The sequence below is a fragment of the Bacillus sp. EKM206B genome (genome assembly GCF_011066015.1).
GTDB lineage: Bacteria > Bacillota > Bacilli > Bacillales > Bacillaceae > Bacillus > Bacillus velezensis.
The window spans coordinates 40,735-55,365 of record NZ_JAAMNL010000015.1 but is presented as its reverse complement, the minus strand read 5'-3'; the positions used below and the strand labels follow the sequence as shown (position 1 = coordinate 55,365).

Annotated in this window: 17 protein-coding genes and 1 rRNA gene; 17 read left to right on the top strand and 1 reads right to left on the bottom strand. The window is 44.0% G+C overall.

The features are described from left to right. The 14 genes from rrf to rsmI all read left to right on the top strand — a co-directional run. A 5S ribosomal RNA gene (gene rrf / locus G9F50_RS20885) occupies window positions 1-69 on the top strand; the annotation flags it as partial. Between the two features lie 174 nt (window positions 70-243). Further along, window positions 244-438, top strand: a complete 195-nt coding sequence (locus G9F50_RS18935) for a sigma factor G inhibitor Gin (protein ID WP_007409914.1) — start codon at window positions 244-246, stop codon at window positions 436-438. 148 nt (window positions 439-586) lie between these two features. Next, window positions 587-1,201: a 5-bromo-4-chloroindolyl phosphate hydrolysis family protein gene (locus G9F50_RS18930; protein ID WP_165406605.1), complete on the top strand. Its 615-nt coding sequence runs from the start codon at window positions 587-589 to the stop codon at window positions 1,199-1,201. A gap of 15 nt (window positions 1,202-1,216) precedes the next feature. Continuing rightward, window positions 1,217-2,335, top strand: coding sequence for a toxic anion resistance protein (locus tag G9F50_RS18925; protein WP_165417781.1), 1,119 nt, complete (start codon window positions 1,217-1,219; stop codon window positions 2,333-2,335). Window positions 2,336-2,412: 77 nt separating this feature from the next. Beyond that, window positions 2,413-3,846, top strand: coding sequence for an aminotransferase class I/II-fold pyridoxal phosphate-dependent enzyme (locus tag G9F50_RS18920; protein WP_098080861.1), 1,434 nt, complete (start codon window positions 2,413-2,415; stop codon window positions 3,844-3,846). After that, entirely contained in the window at window positions 3,843-4,481 is a 639-nt protein-coding gene (gene tmk, locus G9F50_RS18915) for a dTMP kinase (protein ID WP_007409918.1), read from the top strand. The genes G9F50_RS18920 and tmk overlap by 4 nt, the downstream gene beginning before the upstream one ends. A 70-nt stretch (window positions 4,482-4,551) precedes the next feature. Continuing rightward, complete coding sequence (gene darA / locus G9F50_RS18910) at window positions 4,552-4,881, top strand: cyclic di-AMP receptor DarA (protein ID WP_004264734.1); 330 nt, start codon at window positions 4,552-4,554, stop codon at window positions 4,879-4,881. 12 nt (window positions 4,882-4,893) lie between these two features. Then, complete coding sequence (locus tag G9F50_RS18905) at window positions 4,894-5,334, top strand: YaaR family protein (RefSeq protein ID WP_004264730.1); 441 nt, start codon at window positions 4,894-4,896, stop codon at window positions 5,332-5,334. 11 nt (window positions 5,335-5,345) lie between these two features. After that, window positions 5,346-6,335: a DNA polymerase III subunit delta' gene (holB, locus tag G9F50_RS18900; protein ID WP_007409919.1), complete on the top strand. Its 990-nt coding sequence runs from the start codon at window positions 5,346-5,348 to the stop codon at window positions 6,333-6,335. A 2-nt stretch (window positions 6,336-6,337) separates the two neighbouring features. Next, entirely contained in the window at window positions 6,338-7,165 is an 828-nt protein-coding gene (gene ricT, locus G9F50_RS18895; protein ID WP_004264723.1) for a competence/sporulation regulator complex protein RicT, read from the top strand. Window positions 7,166-7,179: 14 nt separating this feature from the next. Continuing rightward, window positions 7,180-7,539: a replication initiation-control protein YabA gene (yabA, locus tag G9F50_RS18890; protein ID WP_004264720.1), complete on the top strand. Its 360-nt coding sequence runs from the start codon at window positions 7,180-7,182 to the stop codon at window positions 7,537-7,539. Between the two features lie 60 nt (window positions 7,540-7,599). Then, window positions 7,600-8,343: a tRNA1(Val) (adenine(37)-N6)-methyltransferase gene (locus tag G9F50_RS18885; protein WP_004264717.1), complete on the top strand. Its 744-nt coding sequence runs from the start codon at window positions 7,600-7,602 to the stop codon at window positions 8,341-8,343. Beyond that, a complete protein-coding gene (locus G9F50_RS18880) occupies window positions 8,330-8,629 on the top strand; it encodes a GIY-YIG nuclease family protein (protein WP_060561981.1) in 300 nt (99 codons plus the stop codon). The genes G9F50_RS18885 and G9F50_RS18880 overlap by 14 nt, the downstream gene beginning before the upstream one ends. After that, window positions 8,604-9,485 carry a 16S rRNA (cytidine(1402)-2'-O)-methyltransferase gene (rsmI, locus tag G9F50_RS18875; RefSeq protein ID WP_060561980.1) on the top strand — a complete coding sequence of 294 codons (882 nt, stop codon included), beginning with the start codon at window positions 8,604-8,606 and terminating at the stop codon, window positions 9,483-9,485. Before G9F50_RS18880 ends, rsmI begins: the two co-directional genes overlap by 26 nt. A 49-nt stretch (window positions 9,486-9,534) precedes the next feature. Here rsmI and abrB read toward each other — a convergent pair whose 3' ends face one another. Next, entirely contained in the window at window positions 9,535-9,825 is a 291-nt protein-coding gene (gene abrB / locus G9F50_RS18870; protein WP_169510469.1) for a transition state genes transcriptional regulator AbrB, read from the bottom strand. 483 nt (window positions 9,826-10,308) lie between these two features. Between abrB and metG the strand changes: the two genes are divergently transcribed. The 3 genes from metG (at window position 10,309) to G9F50_RS18855 (ending at window position 14,603) form a co-directional block, all read left to right on the top strand. Continuing rightward, window positions 10,309-12,300 (top strand): methionine--tRNA ligase, encoded by a 1,992-nt coding sequence (gene metG / locus G9F50_RS18865; RefSeq protein WP_060561979.1) that lies wholly within the window; start codon window positions 10,309-10,311, stop codon window positions 12,298-12,300. Window positions 12,301-12,375: 75 nt separating this feature from the next. Beyond that, window positions 12,376-13,143, top strand: a complete 768-nt coding sequence (locus G9F50_RS18860; RefSeq protein ID WP_029326250.1) for a TatD family hydrolase — start codon at window positions 12,376-12,378, stop codon at window positions 13,141-13,143. A 134-nt stretch (window positions 13,144-13,277) separates the two neighbouring features. Continuing rightward, a complete protein-coding gene (locus G9F50_RS18855) occupies window positions 13,278-14,603 on the top strand; it encodes a resuscitation-promoting factor (protein WP_023356663.1) in 1,326 nt (441 codons plus the stop codon). The last annotated feature ends 28 nt before the right edge of the window (window positions 14,604-14,631 follow it).

Sequence of the window (14,631 nt, the reverse complement as noted above, 5' to 3'; positions counted from 1 at the left end):
GGAAGTTAAGCTCTTCAGCGCCGATGGTAGTCGGGGGTTTCCCCCTGTGAGAGTAGGACGCCGCCAAGCTATCATTACGGTAAAGGCAGCTCATGATGAGCTGCCTTTTTTGTTTTTGAATAAAAACAAAACAAACACCGAAATACGGAAACACCCATATACTAATTGCAAACTTCAAAAAGGTCCAAATTGTGTATACAATCAACAGCTTAAGGGAAGGCTATTCATACGGAGGTGGGCAAAATGAATGAAACGTCCAGCCATGAAGAAACATGTATTGTGTGTGAAACCAAAAAAAGCAGGGGAATCCATATTTATACGAAATTTATATGTTTAGAGTGTGAGAAGAAAGTAGTTTCCACTCCGACCTCTGATCCAAATTATGAATTTTTCGTTCGTAAACTGAAAAGCCTTCATACACCGACGTTATATTCTTAACCCTGAAAAGGGTCTTTTTTTTGCCTGAAATCAGAGGAGTTTTTACACTTTTTATAAAAGAACTGATACGATAAGAAGAGGAACTTGTTTAGACATGGAATGTAAAAGATAATACTGATAAAAGTGAATAAATAGGAGTCGATCAAGTATGAAACCGTTTATTCAATATATGAAATGGATGCTTTGCGGCAGCACAGTTTTTGTATTGGCGGGGATAACCTTCTTTACGATAGGGCATCAGCCTTTTCTGTATTCGCTTTTATACGGGGCAGCCAGCGGAGCCGCAGCCAGTGCGGCCGGTCTGTGGAATGCGAAGCGCCTCTTTTTAAAAAAACACCGGCTGACAAGAAAAGAATATGCTTATATCAAGGAAAATCTTGAGGAAGCAAAGGGTAAAATCATCCGATTACGCAGGGCGCTTTTTCGCTCTAAAAGTATACAAATGCTGAAGCAGAATGCAGAGATACTGCGGATAACTCGACGAATATATCTGCTCACAAAGCAGGAGCCGAAACGTTTTTATCAGGCAGAGCGTTTCTATTATCAAACGCTTGATTCTGTTGTGGAACTGACGGAAAAGTATGCTCTGCTCTCCTCACAGCCGCGAAAAAATAAAGATTTATCAATGTCCTTGAGTGAGACGAGGATGATTCTGGCAGAGCTTTCCAGAAGGCTGGAAGAGGATCTTCATGAACTGATGAAGGAGGACTTCGACGACCTGCACTTTGAATTAGATATGGCAAAGCATTCACTGAGAAAATAAGAAAGGAAGAAGGAAATGGCCAAAGACCGTTCCGACGACAGCATGGGCGCCCAAAATGACCAGACCCCTCTAAAGCTTGCAGATACGCTGCCGGAAGAAAAAAGAGAAGTGGCACTTCAGCTCGCTGAAAAACTGGACCCTGAGAACATGCAAAGCATTGTTCTGTTTGGTTCACAGGCGCAGGCGAATCTTCTGGAATTTTCCCATACGATGATAGAGCACGTGCAAAGAAAAGATGCAGGAGAGATGGGACAGATACTGGCTGATTTGATGCTGAAGCTTGACCAGGTAAACCCCGATGATCTGCAGATGAGAAACAAAGGGTTTTTCGCCCGGCTGTTTAAAAGGGTGTCCGGTTCTGTGCAGGAAGTGCTTTCGAAATATCAAAAGACAAGTGTGCAGATTGACCGTATCAGCAGAAGGCTGGAACATTCTAAAAATGTGCTGTTGAGTGACAATAAATTGTTAGATCAGCTGTACGCCCAAAATAAACAATACTTTTCTGATTTAACTATGTATATAGCAGCGGGGGAATTAAAATCAGATGAGCTGAAAATAAAGCTGATACCCGAAGCGGCAAGAAAAGCCGAATTACAAGAACACAATCAAATGGCCGCGCAGGAAGTGAATGATCTTCGCCAGTTTGCCGACCGTCTGGATAAGAGGGTGCATGATCTGCTGCTGAGCAGGCAGATTACGCTTCAGAGTGCGCCGCAAATCCGCCTGATTCAAAACACGAATCAGGCACTGGCAGAGAAAATTCAGTCCTCCATTGTTACGGCTATTCCTTTATGGAAGAATCAAGTCGCCATCGCGCTGACGCTTATGAGGCAGCGGAGTGCGGCAGATGTGCAGCAGAAGGCGGCAGATACGACAAATCAATTGCTGCTGAAAAACGCTGAACTTCTGAAAACAAGTACAGTCGAGACAGCGAAAGCCAATGAGCGCGGACTTGTTGAGGCAGAAACCCTCAAAAAAGTGCAGGAAAGCTTAGTCAGCACACTTGAAGAAATCATGTCTATTCAAGAAGAAGGCAGGATGAAACGCAGGCGTGCCGAGGAGGAGCTTGTTATCATGGAAGGCGATTTAAAAAAGAAGCTGCTTGATATGAGGTCCGGCCGGGATAACGGCTAGATGGCAAAAAGTCTTAGCTTTAAGTTGGCTCGCAGGCACGATATAATAAGAAAGACAGGCAAAGGATTTGTTTAAAAATGGAGACACCTTTATATACAGCGCTGATGAAGCATGCGCACCGAAATACGTATTCTTTTCATGTTCCGGGACATCACAATGGAGATGTCTTTTTTGATGAAGCCAAATCTGTATATCAATCTCTTTTATCTATTGATATGACTGAGATCACGGGTCTTGATGACTTGCATCACCCGACGGGGGTCATTAAGGAAGCGCAGGATTTGGTGAGCAGATTTTACGGCTCTCAGGAAAGTTTCTTTCTCGTCAATGGAACGACCGCCGGCAATCTGGCGATGATTTTAGCTGTTTGTGAACCGGGTGAACCCATTCTGATCCAGCGTAATTGTCACAAGTCTGTTTTCCATGCGGTGGCATTGGCCGGAGCCAAGCCGGTTTATTTGGCGCCGGAAATCGATGAAAACATGCATGTGCCGGCACATGTATCCCTTTCAGTCATCGAAAAAGCGCTGGCATCATATCCGAACGCGAAAGGACTTGTTCTGACCAATCCGACTTACTACGGGCATGCCGCCGATTTGACCGCGGCAGTTAACAAAGCCCATTCATACGGCGTTCCTGTACTGGTGGATGAGGCTCATGGGGCTCACTTTGTGTTAGGCCAGCCTTTCCCGCCTTCATCATTGGCTATGGGGGCAGACGCCGTTGTTCAATCGGCTCACAAAACGCTTCCGGCTATGACGATGGGGTCTTACTTTCATTTGAACAGCACGAGAATTGACAGAGATCGATTAACTTATTATGTAAGCAGTTTGCAAAGCAGCAGCCCGTCATACCCGATTATGGCATCTTTAGATACGGCGCGCGCTTATGTGCAGGATATTGCTGAAAAAGGGACACTTCCCGTTCATATGGAGCACATTGGGAAAATCAAACGAAGGTTCGCATCAATTTCTTCTATTGAAATAATCGAGCCTTCTGGATATGGGCTGCGGGCAGACCCGTTAAAATTAATTCTTCGGTCAAAGCTCGGACATTCCGGCTATTCATTACAACGGATTTTGGAGAGTGAAGGCATTGTTGCCGAGCTGGCTGACGAGTACCAAGTATTGCTCGTACTGCCGATAGGCGGCCGGCGGATGATAGAACAGGCAACCGTAAGAAACATACAGCAGAAACTGGAGAATACACCGCCCGATAAATTGCCGGATGCCGTGAATTGGACATTTCCGTCCATTTCGACACTTGAATATCCGCAAAATGAGATGCGGAAGTTTACAAAAGAGCCTGCAGATATAAATAAGGCGGCCGGGCGCTTGCATGCGGGCAACATTATTCCTTATCCGCCGGGAATTCCGCTGATCATGGACGGAGAACGGATAACAGAAGAGATCGTACAAAAGCTTTCCCGTTTAATCGGCATGGACGCGCATATTCAAGGCTTGTTAAACGGGGAACAATTACTTGTCTATATAGAAGAGGAGAAATCATGAGCGGTTTATTTATAACATTTGAAGGTCCTGAAGGTGCAGGGAAAACGACTGTGCTTCAGGAAATGAAAGAGATTCTGTCGGCAGAGGGGCTCCCGGTGACAGCGACAAGAGAACCGGGGGGCATCGACATTGCGGAACAGATCAGAGAAGTGATCTTAAATAAAAACAATACACTGATGGATGCAAAAACGGAGGCGCTGCTTTACGCTGCGGCGAGAAGACAGCATTTAGTCGAAAAGGTACAGCCTGCATTGAAAGAAGGCCGCATTGTGCTGTGCGATCGTTTCATCGACAGTTCGCTGGCTTACCAAGGCTATGCGAGAGGGCTCGGCATTGATGAAGTCCTTTCTATTAACCAGTTTGCAATCGGCGATACGATGCCTGATGTCACCATCTATTTTTCTATTGAGCCGGAAGAAGGGTTGAAACGGATTACGTCGAATGATTCAAGAGAGAAGAATCGTCTCGATCTTGAGGCCCTGCACTTTCATACGAAAGTACGGGAAGGATACCAAAAGGTAATGCAGCGTTTTCCGGAAAGATTCCATACAATCGACGCATCGAAAAAGAAGGAACTCGTCATTCAGGACGCACTTCAAGTGATAAATGAAGCATTGAAAAAAATTCAGTTGTGACCTGTTTCTCATAAGTTGCTATAATGAATGTAACGATAATGTTCTTTCCAACCTAAAGGGGGCCTAGAGAATGAAACTAATAGTGGCAGTGGTGCAGGATCAGGACAGCAACAGGCTTTTGAAAGTATTAACCGACCACAACTTCAGGGTGACGAAGCTTGCGACAACAGGCGGATTCCTTAAATCAGGCAATACGACGTTTATGATCGGGGTGGAAGATATCCGTGTCGATAAAGCGCTCAGCCTCATTAAAGAGAATGGCTGTAAACGTGATCAGATGATTGCCCCGGTATCCCCGATGGGCGGGAATGCGGATTCCTACGTTCCATATCCCGTCGAAGTGGAAGTCGGCGGAGCGACGGTCTTTGTCCTCCCGGTCGATGAATTTCATCAATTTTAAGGATTTGACGACGTGAAAATAAATTCTGACTTACGTACATTTATTGAGAAAAAGCAGCAGCCTGCTTATAAAGCGGCAGAGCTTTCCGGAACATTTAAAAGTTCAATGGACAGCCAAAGCAGCAAGCTGAAATTTGATCAGCTGAGCAGGTTCTTAACGGATATAGAAACGTTCGGGAAAAGGCTGACGAAGTCGAGAAACTTCAAAGACTTAGCGAAATTCAAAGGATTGGTAAAACGTTTTGTAAAAGAGGCCGTAGACAGCGGATTATCGCATGAGACGGAGAAAAGCTTTGACCTGTACGGAAGCAGCCGGACTCTGGGGCTTGTGAAAGAAATAGATGAAAAACTGCTTCAGCTGACAGAAGAAATGTTAGATCAGGAAAAACCGGCAATTGATTTGCTGGATCGAATCGGAGAAATAAAAGGTTTATTGATTAACCTTTACACATAGAGAGTGATACAATGGCAATATCATGGAAGGAAATGACCGGGCAGCAGCCCAGAGTGATGCGGCTTTTGCATAACAGCATTGAAAAGAAAAGGCTTTCTCACGCATATCTGTTTGAAGGCAAAAAAGGAACGGGCAAATTGGATGCCGCACTGCTTCTCGCAAAAAGCTTTTTTTGCCTTGAAGACGGGACTGAGCCTTGCGGGGAGTGCCGGAACTGTAAGCGTATTGAATCCGGAAACCATCCCGACCTCCATGTGGTTCAGCCCGACGGATTATCCATTAAAAAGGCTCAGATCCAATCGCTTCAGGAAGAGTTTTCTAAAACAGGACTGGAATCGCATAAAAAGCTGTACATTATATCCCATGCGGATCAAATGACGACAAATGCAGCAAACAGTCTGCTGAAATTTTTAGAGGAGCCGAGTCAAGATACCATCGCAATTCTTATTACTGAGCAGCTCCACCGAATACTGGATACCATCGTTTCGAGATGTCAGGTTCTTCCGTTCCAGCCGCTTCAGCCGAAAGCCATAGAAGAAAGACTGATTGAACAGGAAGTGAGCCCTCACATGGCCCGGCTCTTAGCAAATATGACAAATAATATTGCGGAAGCAGTCGAATTAAGTCGAAATGATGAGTTTGCAGAGTCCAGAGCGAAAGTGATAAAATTGTATGAAGTCTTACATCAGCGGAAAGGACATGCCTTTTTCTTCATTCAGGATCAGTGGGTGCCCTTTTTCAAAGAAAAAACCCATCAAGAAATGGGTCTTGATATGCTCTTATTGATATACCGTGATGTATTATCCATCCAAATTGGAAATGAAGATAAACTGATTTATCAAGACTTATTCCAATCAATAAAACAGCATGCGCTGCAATTTACACAACAAAGCGTTACGAACCAAATTCTCGCTGTTTTAGAAGCAAAAAAACGGCTTCATTCCAATGTGAATGTGCAGGGATTAATGGAGCACTTGGTGTTAACGTTGCAGGAGGGATAAGCTTGTACAACGTAATAGGCGTCCGCTTTAAAAAAGCGGGGAAAATTTATTATTTTGATCCGAACGGATTTGATATAGAACAAGACAGCTGCGTCATTGTTGAAACCGTAAGAGGTGTCGAATACGGGCAGGTTGTCATCGCAAATAAACAAGTGGACGAGCATGATGTTGTGCTTCCGCTTCGAAAGGTCATACGCGTTGCTGATGAACGCGATCTTCTCATTGTAGAAGAAAACAAACAGGAGGCCCTGTCCGCTTTTGAAGTCTGTCAGAAAAAAGTGGCTGACCACGGCTTAGATATGAAGCTGGTTGATGTTGAATTTACGTTTGACCGCAATAAAGTCATTTTTTACTTTACGGCAGACGGACGGGTTGATTTCAGGGAATTGGTCAAAGACTTGGCTTCTATCTTTAAAACGAGAATCGAATTGCGCCAAATCGGGGTGAGGGACGAGGCGAAAATGCTCGGCGGTATCGGACCATGCGGGAGAATGCTTTGCTGCTCCACGTTCCTCGGTGATTTTGAACCGGTGTCCATCAAAATGGCGAAGGATCAAAATTTATCGTTGAACCCAACGAAGATCTCCGGTCTGTGCGGCCGTTTGATGTGCTGTTTGAAGTACGAAAATGATGAGTATGAGACGGCAAAAGAACAGCTGCCGGATTTAGGCGAAATGATTACGACGGCAAACGGCCCCGCAAAGGTTGTCGGTCTTAATATTCTGGAACGGGTGCTTCAGGTGGAACTGAAGAATCGTGAAAAAGTGATAGAATATACTTGGGAAGAGCTCTTGGAAGAGGGCGTCGTATCCGCACAAACCACAGATTAACGAGGTGTGGAACCTTGGATAAAAAAGAGTTATTTGATACTGTCATAAACCTGGAGGAACAAATCGGTTCGCTGTACCGTCAGCTGGGTGACTTAAAGCAGCATATCGGCGAAATGATTGAAGAGAATCACCATCTTCAGCTTGAAAATAAGCATTTGCGTAAGCGGCTTGATGATACGACAGAGCAAATTGAGAAATTCAAAGCCGATCAGAAAGAAACAAAAACACAGAAGGCAGAGCAGAGTGATATAGGAGAAGGGTACGACAATCTGGCCCGGCTGTATCAAGAAGGCTTTCATATTTGCAACGTCCATTATGGGAGCGTCCGCAAGGGAGATTGCCTTTTTTGTCTGTCCTTCTTAAATAAAAAATAAGGAAAAGGCTTCCGCTGATGTCGGAAGCCTTTTTCAAAGAGTGCCGAAAGGAATAAGATTATGGTTTCATTACGTGATGATGAAAGATTGGATTACTTATTAGCAGAGGATATGAAAATAGTACAGAGTCCGACGGTTTTCGCTTTTTCATTAGATGCCGTGCTGCTGTCTAAGTTTGCATACGTTCCGATTCAAAAGGGGAACATCGTTGATTTATGCACGGGGAACGGCATTGTGCCGCTTTTGCTCAGCACAAGGTCAAAAGCCGATATCACCGGGGTTGAAATTCAGGAACGCTTGTATGATATGGCGCTCCGAAGCGTGGAATACAACGGGCTGGGCGGTCAGATCAGTCTCATTCATGATGATCTGAAAAATATGCCGGAAAGACTCGGACATAATAAATATGATGTTGTCACCTGCAATCCCCCTTATTTTAAAACACCGAAAGAGGCGGAGCAGAACCTGAACGAACATCTCAGAATCGCAAGGCACGAAATCCTTTGCACGCTTGAAGATGTGATTTCCGTCAGCAGCAAACTGCTGAAGCAAGGCGGAAAAGCGGCTCTCGTTCATCGGCCGGGGAGGCTTTTGGAAATCTTTGAATTAATGAAAGCGTACCGAATAGAACCGAAACGGGTTCAGTTTATTTATCCGAAACAAGGTAAAGAAGCGAATACCATTTTGGTTGAAGGAATTAAAGGCGGCCGCCCTGATCTCAAAATTCTTCCCCCGCTGTTCGTATACAATGAACAAAATGAATATACGAAAGAGATTCGCACGATTTTATATGGAGACAAATAGTCATTTCTTTTATGTGCTGCTGTGCAATGACAACAGTCTGTATGCCGGTTATACAAATGATCTGCAAAAACGGCTGAAAACCCACAATGAGGGAAAGGGCGCGAAGTACACAAGGGCGCGGAGGCCGGTTTCGTTATGCCATGCGGAATCATTTGAAACAAAACGGGAAGCGATGCAGGCGGAATACCGTTTTAAACAGCTGACCCGAAAGAAAAAAGAGCAATATATAGAAGAAAAACGACGCAGCAAGGAGGCTGTATATGTTAAGACGCCAGATGAGCTTTAACGGAAAATCTGAAATGGGAACTCTGTACCTTGTTCCTACACCGATCGGCAATTTGGAGGACATGACCTTTCGTGCAGTAGAGACGCTGAAATCGGCCGATGTCATAGCTGCCGAAGATACGAGACAGACGAAAAAGCTGTGCCATGTTTATGACATAGAAACATCTCTCATCAGCTATCATGAACATAATAAAGAAAGCAGCGGCCATAAAATCATTGAATGGCTGAAAAACGGAAAGAATGTGGCATTGGTCAGTGATGCCGGCATGCCGACAATTTCCGACCCGGGGGCTGAGATTGTGAGAGATTTCACCCAAATCGGCGGATATGTCGTTCCGCTTCCGGGTGCAAATGCGGCATTAACCGCGCTGACCGCATCAGGCATCACCCCGCAGCCATTTTTCTTCTACGGATTTTTAAACAGACAGAAAAAAGAAAAGAAGAAAGAACTCGAAATCCTGAAAAAACGGCAGGAAACGATGATATTTTACGAAGCGCCGCACAGATTAAAAGAAACATTAACAGCAATGTATGACGTTTTGGGTAATCGAACCATCGCCGTCACGAGAGAATTAACGAAAAAGTACGAGGAATTCATCAGAGGAACCATCGCCGAGGTGATGGAATGGGCAAATGAAGATCAAATCCGCGGTGAGTTCTGTCTCGTTGTCGAAGGAAATCAAACCGCCGAACCGGAGGAAGAGGAAAAGCCTTGGTGGACGGAGCTTTCTGAGAAAGAGCATGTGGAGCATTACATAAACGAAGGAGCATCTTCCAAACAGGCCATAAAACAAACAGCGGTAGATCGGGGCGTTCCGAAACGCGAGATTTATGATGCTTATCACATTCAATCATAAAAAAAACCGTTCTTGTATCGTAACAAGAACGGTTTTTGTATGAAATAGCTTATTTTTGGTTTTGAAGCTGGTTTTGAATTTCAGAGATGATTTGCTCAGCGCCTTCTTTGCTGAGTACCAATTTGCCGCCGGCAAGTTTAAGGTTATCATCAGAAACTTCACCAGTTACTTGGCAAGTCATGTTTGGTTTATATTTTTTAAGGATGATTTTTTCATCATCAACATAAATTTCAAGAGCGTCTTTTTCTGCGATGCCCAGTGTACGGCGAAGTTCGATAGGGATAACGACGCGTCCAAGTTCATCAACTTTACGTACGATACCAGTAGATTTCATTAACAGTCTCCTCCCGAGAGATAATTATTTTGTAGTTTATATTTTTCTTCGTCATTATTCGACAAAATTCCTTACATTCCTAGCATAACAAGGTTTCCAATAATCGTCAATCTTTTTGTTTACTATTGATTGTAAGAATTAGTTCTTATAGTAAGTAAAGCCTTGGAAATCCTGAAATAACAGGCTTTTTGACTGCTTTTTCGAACCTATTATCCTACTGAAAATCCTTTTAAATCAAGACTTTCGAACCAAGATGTTTTATATTAGTAGATTATATACGACAAATTTCGACATGTTAAGACTTTTTTTAATTTCAATAAAAATTTTTAATTTTATTTACTCTTTTACGCGCAGTACGTATATATCCTTGATCTTAAAGGCTAAGATGGTATCATAGATAGAGGACAAATATCAATATTGTATATCAAATAAAACCGCTCTCGTCCTTTGGGCGTGAGCTTTTCGACATTCTGAATGGGAGGTTGCAACATGCCGCAAGACAATAATACTTTTTATATTACAACCCCGATATATTATCCGAGCGGAAAATTACATATCGGCCATGCTTATACTACCGTGGCCGGCGATGCGATGGCGCGTTACAAAAGATTAAAAGGATTTGACGTACGCTACTTAACCGGAACGGATGAGCACGGACAGAAAATCCAGCAGAAAGCGGAGGAAGAGAATATCACGCCTCAAGCTTATGTGGATCGTGCAGTTGCTGAAATCCAAAAACTATGGAAGCAGCTCGACATTTCTCACGATGATTTCATCCGGACGACGGAAAGCCGGCACAAAGAAATTATCGAGAAAGTGTTTCAAAAACTTCTTGATAATGGTGACATTTACCTGGATGAGTATGAGGGCTGGTACAGCATCCCTGATGAAACATTCTATACGGAAACACAGCTGGTGGATGTGGAAAGAAATGAGAAGGGTGAGGTTGTCGGCGGAAAAAGCCCGGACAGCGGCCACCCGGTCGAATTAATCAAAGAGGAATCATACTTCTTCCGCATGAGCAAATACGCAGACCGCCTGCTGAAGTTTTATGAGGAAAATCCTTCTTTCATCCAGCCTGAATCACGCAAAAATGAAATGATTAACAACTTCATTAAACCGGGGCTTGAAGATTTGGCCGTTTCCAGAACGACGTTCGACTGGGGCGTAAAAGTGCCGGGAAATCCGAAGCATGTCGTGTATGTATGGATTGACGCACTGTTCAACTATATAACAGCGCTCGGTTACGATACGGAAAATGATGAGCTTTACAAAAAGTACTGGCCGGCTGACGTCCACCTTGTCGGTAAAGAAATTGTCCGTTTTCATACCATTTACTGGCCGATTATGCTGATGGCGCTTGATCTCCCGCTGCCTAAGCAAGTCTTCGCGCATGGCTGGTTATTGATGAAAGACGGAAAAATGTCGAAATCAAAAGGAAATGTCGTTGATCCGGTAACGTTAATTGAACGCTACGGCTTGGATGAACTTCGCTATTACCTGCTTCGCGAAGTACCGTTCGGTTCAGACGGTGTCTTTACGCCGGAAGGTTTCGTAGAACGGATTAATTATGACTTGGCGAACGACTTAGGAAACCTTCTGAATCGTACAGTTGCAATGATCCAAAAATATTTTGACGGTGAGATTGGTTCATATGAAGGAAATGTGACCGATTTTGATTCAGAGCTTTCTTCTGTAGCCGGTGAAACGGTTAAAGCTTATGAAAAGGCAATGGAAAACATGGAGTTTTCAGTCGCTTTATCAACGCTATGGCAATTAATCAGCCGTACGAACAAGTATATTGATGAAACTGCTCCGTGGGTGCTTGCTAAAGATCAGGAAAAAGAAAAAGAATTACGTTCCGTCATGTATCATTTAGCTGAATCTTTACGTATCTCAGCCGTATTGCTCCAGCCTTTCTTGACACAAACGCCTGAAAAAATGTTTGCCCAGCTCGGAGTTGAGGATCAGTTTCTTAAAGCATGGGACAGCATTCAGACATTCGGCCAATTGAAGAACGCGAAAGTGAAAAAAGGGGAACCGCTTTTCCCTCGTCTTGAAGCTGAAGAGGAAGTAGCTTACATCAAGCAAAAAATGCAAGGAACTGCTCCTGCTAAAGAAGAAAAGGCGGAAGAGCCGCAAGAAGCAGAGCGTCTTCCTGAAATTACGTTTGATCAATTTATGGATACAGAACTTCGCGTCGCAGAAGTCTTGTCCGCAGAGCCGGTGAAAAAAGCAGATCGGCTGCTGAAATTGCAAATTGATCTGGGCTTTGAACAGCGCCAAGTTGTATCAGGTATCGCGAAGCATTACACACCGGATCAGCTTGTGGGAATGAAGATCATTTGTGTAACGAATCTAAAACCGGTAAAACTGAGAGGCGAGCTATCTCAAGGAATGATACTGGCAGGAGAATCGGACGGCGTACTTAAAGTTGTAGCTGTCGACCAGTCATTACCGAAAGGCACTCGAATTAAATAATAGATGCAAAAGGTGTTTCACGTGTAACATTCCGTCGAACACCTTTTGTTTTTCAACAAGAAAGGAGTTTTTATGATGCTTTTTGATACACATGCGCACTTAAATGCCGAGCAATTTGATACAGACCTAGAAGAAGTCATTGCGCGTGCAAAGGCTGAAGAAGTTGAACGGATCGTCGTTGTCGGATTCGACAAACCCACTATCACGCGTGCGATGGAGCTGATTGAGGAATATGACTTTATATACGCTGCGATCGGCTGGCATCCGGTAGACGCAATTGACATGACAGAGGAAGATTTATCATGGATTAAGGAACTGTCCTCTCACGAAAAAGTCGTGGCAATCGGAGAGATGGGCCTTGATTACCACTGGGATAAATCACCAAAAGACGTTCAGAAAGAAGTATTCCGGAAACAAATCGCTCTCGCCAAAGAAGTGAACCTTCCAATTATCATTCATAATCGTGATGCAACGGAAGATGTTGTCACGATTTTGAAAGAAGAGGGGGCGGAAGAAGTCGGCGGTATTATGCACTGCTTTACGGGGAGCGCGGAGGTTGCGCGGCAGTGTATGGATATGAATTTTTATATTTCATTCGGCGGACCGGTTACCTTCAAAAATGCGAAGAAACCAAAAGAAGTAGCAAAGGAAATTCCGAATGACCGTTTGCTGATTGAAACGGACTGTCCTTTCCTGACACCGCATCCTTTCCGCGGTAAACGAAATGAGCCAAGCTACGTAAAATATGTTGCTGAACAGCTCGCTGAATTAAAAGGGCTGACATATGAGGAAATTGCCTCAATTACAACCGAAAACGCAAAAAGACTTTTCCGCATGAACTGACAGAATGCGCTGTCGTAACGTGTAAAGGCTTGTCCGATTCAGTGGATATGTAAAACGGTTCTACAAGCTTCCTTCTCCTCATAAGATAGGTTGTCGATATGTCTCTCTTCCTTTTTTTGCTTTGTTTTTGCATAATGAGGGATACGCTGAAGGTTTTTCATCTTCGAGATGGGAGGGTTGACAGCATTTTAGATACTCTATATAATCTCTCCGAGGAGAAGGAGGCGTTTTTCATCACACAAAAAATGAAAAAACTGTTTTCCGTAAAGCTTGGTAAAAGCAAGGTTATTCTTATTGCAGCTATTATTCTGCTGGGCGGAACCGGGACTGCATACGGGGCACATGAGCTCTCAAAACAATCAGTTTCTGTTTCTATCAACGGCAAGAAAAAGCAAATACGCACTCATGCAAAAACGGTTGGGGAACTTCTGGAAGATTTACATATAGAGACGAGAAATGAAGACCGGATTACCCCGTCTAAGCAGACAGCATTGGCAGACAACATGAATGTCGTGTATGAAGCTGCAAAGCAGATCCGTGTGACAAGAGGCGGAGAAGAAAAGACTTTATGGTCAACGGCAAAAACAGTCGGCGCATTTCTGAACGAACAGCATACACCTGTGAATCAGCACGATAAAATAGATCCAGCAGCAGATACGAAAGTGACAAACGGCATGAAAGTCACGGTCGACCCGGCTTTTCAGGTCACTGTAAATGATGCGGGAAAGAAAAAGAAAATATGGACGACTTCGACTACGGTCGCTGACTTTTTAACGCAGCATAAGATGGACATGAAAGACGAAGATAAAGTAAAACCGGCATTACACGAAAAGCTCACAAAAAATCAGGCCGGCATACAAATCACTCGTATCGAAAAAGTCACCGATGTAGTTGAGGAAAAAATAGCGTATCAAGTGAAAGAAAAAGAAGATGCGTCTCTCGACAGCGGGAAAGAAAAGATCGTTCAAAAAGGAAAAGAAGGCAAACTTAAAAAGCATTTTCATGTTGTCAAAGAAAATGGAAAAGAAGTTTCAAGAAAGCTTGTTAAAGAAGAAACATCTGAAAAAAGCAAAGATCAAATCATTGCGGTCGGCACAAAGCGGCACAGTCCCAAGATTGAGCAGCTCAGTGCACCTGTGAAGGCATCTTCTGGCGAAACCGGATCTTCCGGTAAAGTGATTACAGTGTCTTCCACGGCTTATACCGCAAGCTGCAGCGGCTGTTCCGGCCATACGGCTACAGGCGTTAACCTGACAAGCAATCCGAATGCTAAAGTCATTGCGGTAGACCCAAGCGTCATTCCGCTCGGCACAAGAGTCCACGTAGACGGATACGGGGATGCCGTGGCCGCTGATACAGGCTCAGCCATTAAAGGAAGACGGATTGATGTCTTTTTCCCTGAAAAATCTTCAGCTTACCGCTGGGGAAAGAAACAGGTCAAAATTAAAATTTTAAATTAATTCCGATTCACTCAGAGGGTTTTGCGCC